This is a genomic window from Acetobacterium sp. MES1 (genome assembly GCF_002237635.1).
Taxonomy (GTDB): Bacteria; Bacillota; Clostridia; order Eubacteriales; family Eubacteriaceae; genus Acetobacterium; species Acetobacterium wieringae.
This window is the reverse complement of the sequence record NZ_MJUY01000001.1, coordinates 1-2,089: the sequence shown is the minus strand read 5'-3', so window position 1 is coordinate 2,089 and position 2,089 is coordinate 1. Positions and strand designations below refer to the sequence as shown.

The 2,089-nt window shown below is 39.3% G+C and carries 2 protein-coding genes; both read right to left on the bottom strand.

All coding sequences use genetic code 11. From position 1 onward, the window contains the following. Window positions 1-299: 299 nt before the first annotated feature. Window positions 300-1,658, bottom strand: a complete 1,359-nt coding sequence (locus BI182_RS00010) for an IS4 family transposase (protein ID WP_286804610.1) — start codon at window positions 1,656-1,658, stop codon at window positions 300-302. A 133-nt stretch (window positions 1,659-1,791) separates the two neighbouring features. Then, the coding region (locus BI182_RS00005) for a hypothetical protein (RefSeq protein WP_502691623.1) at window positions 1,792-2,089 on the bottom strand (298 nt) is incomplete at its 5' end.

Below are 2,089 nucleotides of genomic sequence, written 5' to 3'. Positions count from 1 at the left end.
ATAAACCTCACACCCCCTGTTTATATTATAATAACTCGCGAGTTATTGTTTGTCAATTGCTAATCACGGTCTGTTTTAATTAATTTCATTCTTATGGAGTATTTCCTTTGGTAGTATAGTTGAAGTTAATCAGGAACAATAAAAAAGCCAGTTTAGCTGACTTTTTAAAAATTGGTTATTGATAGATAGCAATTATTTCAAGCTTTCTATAATTCGTATTGTGAAAAATTTCTTTCATACCGTCAGGTCTTTCTTTTGCAAACTGTCTTAGCATTTCCCTATTCATTTTTATAAAGTCCTCAACTTTCCCAGCTTAATTGACCGAATAAAGCCTTTATAAAAAAGGCCTGAGAGTCAATCCATTGCCGGAGTTGATTTTTTAACAGGGTAGACTTTCTAGAGCCTACCGAATTCAATTGTTCAACAAATAAGCTCATCAAACTTTGAAGAGCGGTTGAGAGTGCCATATCCTGGATGTCATCACAAAGCCTGAAGAATAATTCGCACAAGGTTTTATCATCATTTTCGTTTCTGCGAAGCCATTCCAGCAGGATGTATCGGGTAAAAACAATGGTGGTGTGGCTGATCATCATGTCATAGCTTCGCCCCTGAAATTCGGTGCCAAGCTTCATCAGGGACTTGGTGGATTTGAAGAAGACTTCTATTGCCCACCGGTTGCCGTAAATGCGGATGATTTCTTCGTCTGAGAGCGATAAATCGGTACTGAGTACCGTCAGCCAATCTCTTTTATTATTGCGGTTTCTGACGAAAACCAGTTTAACCGGGATCCCATTTTTCGTTTTTACAATGATGGATCCAAACTGGTTTTCGGGCGTATGTTCTGGTAGGAGTTTGCGCAACTCTTGAAGGGTATAAACCCCTTCTTTGTAGTGATAACGTTGTTTTAACTGCTTGACCATCCCAATAACATCCAGTCCCTCATCAAGAATGGCACGAATCATCGGTTCATGGGTAAACCAGGTATCCATTAAGACATACTCTGCCTGAATACCTTGCTTTAGTGCATTTCTGATCATTTGAACGGCAACATCGGTTTTCTTTTTCACGGCTTCACTACGGCGTTTGTAACCACTGGTGCGTTTGTCAATTGCTTCTGAAACTTCCTGTATCCGATTTTTGGGGCTGGCCGATGACATCATCGCAAAATCGGTGGGCACAAAACTGTAACCATCGGTCCAGCCAAGCGCCAGCATGGTAAAGCCTTTGATAAAACGATGATTGGCGTGATCATAGAGATTTGCCAGCAATTCGACATGCTTACTCCGGTTCCGGCTGAGGACCGAATCATCGAGAACAAAAACCTTAATCCGATCCGGACGAGTCAACCGGCTGAATGACGAAATGACTTTAGCAGACAGCGAGGTCAGAAACCGCCGCCAGTTGTAAGTTGCGGTATTCAAAAAACGATAGTAAGTATTTTTGGATGCCGCTGTTTCCTGATATTTTGAATCCAGGTAGCGATACAGATTTTTTCCCTGAAACGCAAGGAGTAACAGTAATTCGAAAACTTCGGATACTTTTATCCCTTGTGCTTTGCGGATCCCGGAATCTCTGAGTAACCCCGCCAGTTTCAATGTCTTAAAAGCTTTTAAAAATGCAATTTTTATCTGTTCAGATGGGTTGTTTTGGTTTATCATAGTGGTATGCACCTTTCCTGTCTGATTTTTGTTAGTTTGCATTTTCATTATATCAGATGTTAGGTGCATTTTTCTGTCAACTTCTGTTTTTTAGAAGCTGCAGCGTGTGTTGTTGTAAAGTCTCAGCTGATTTTTAGAGCTGGGAAAGTTGAGTAAAGTCTTTTAACGGATCGAAAATTGGTTTTTCACTAGTAGAAGGATTATTAGAAATAATTCGAGCTAAAATAGTCACTTCGTCTATCTCATAATCTTCAATATCAGGGTATTGAACTAAAAGGTTTTCTGATTCTATTAATGAAATAACGTCACCAGTGTCGAATTGACTAATAATCGGAATTTTTGGATTGCATATTTCAAAAAAGTTTACAAATACTTCCGCTTCACCATCGGACATTTTTGATGAAATTTCTTGACTAATCATGCCCTTGAAT

What these genes read in the sequence shown, in the direction of transcription:
- BI182_RS00010 (WP_286804610.1), bottom strand. Translation starts at nt 1,658, where the DNA reads ATGATAAACCAAAACAACCCATCTGAACAGATAAAAATTGCATTTTTA.